This is a genomic window from Mesorhizobium delmotii (assembly GCF_900149755.1).
In the GTDB taxonomy this organism is placed as follows: Bacteria; Pseudomonadota; Alphaproteobacteria; order Rhizobiales; family Rhizobiaceae; genus Mesorhizobium; species Mesorhizobium delmotii.
Genome location: NZ_FUIG01000109.1, coordinates 1 through 640, shown reverse-complemented (window position 1 = coordinate 640; position 640 = coordinate 1). Strand labels below are relative to the sequence as shown.

The following is a 640-nucleotide window of genomic DNA, read 5'->3' as shown; positions in this document are numbered from 1 at the left end:
GGTTGCGGGGACAGGATTTGAACCTGTGACCTTCAGGTTATGAGCCTGACGAGCTACCGGGCTGCTCCACCCCGCGTCAACTTGACGGCGAATGCCGGCCGGGCAGCCCGGACTTTTTGGTTTGTCCGTCCTCGAGGCCTTCGGCCTTTGCGGGCGGACGGGGCGCTGCTCCACCCCGCGTCAACTTTTCAAGCAAGTCAGCGCTTTAGTTAGGTACGAGTTCCGCCAATTGAAAGGGCCGCTTGCGCGGCCCGAGTTCCCGATTGGCGGGCCTGTTGGTAAGGAGAAGATTTGGATTTTTCGACGTGCGTTTTGCAGACCTGGCAGCGACCTACTCTCCCGCGTCTTGAGACGAAGTACCATCAGCGCTGGAGCGTTTCACGGCCGAGTTCGGAATGGGATCGGGTGCAGCCGCTCCGCCATAACCACCAGGTCGGCAAAGCGCACGTTGCTCGAGAAGCTGTTTTTCGTGCCAAGGCAACATTGCAGTCCGTTACGGGCGAAGCCCGCAAGTGCGACTGCACGTCGCCGGTCGTCCGGCGCCCTCGCGGAGCATAGGCCCGTAAGGGCCGCTCATGCGTGAGCGCTGGTAAGACCATCGTGTTTCACGATGGGCATAGGGAATGAGAACGATCAAGCC

General features: G+C 60.8%; 1 tRNA gene and 1 rRNA gene. Both read right to left on the bottom strand.

Annotated elements, in window-relative coordinates:
* Positions 1–2: 2 nt before the first annotated feature.
* Positions 3–76 (bottom strand) — tRNA-Met (locus BQ8482_RS37555).
* A gap of 242 nt (positions 77–318) precedes the next feature.
* A 5S ribosomal RNA gene (gene rrf / locus BQ8482_RS37550) occupies positions 319–433 on the bottom strand.
* Positions 434–640: the final 207 nt, after the last annotated feature.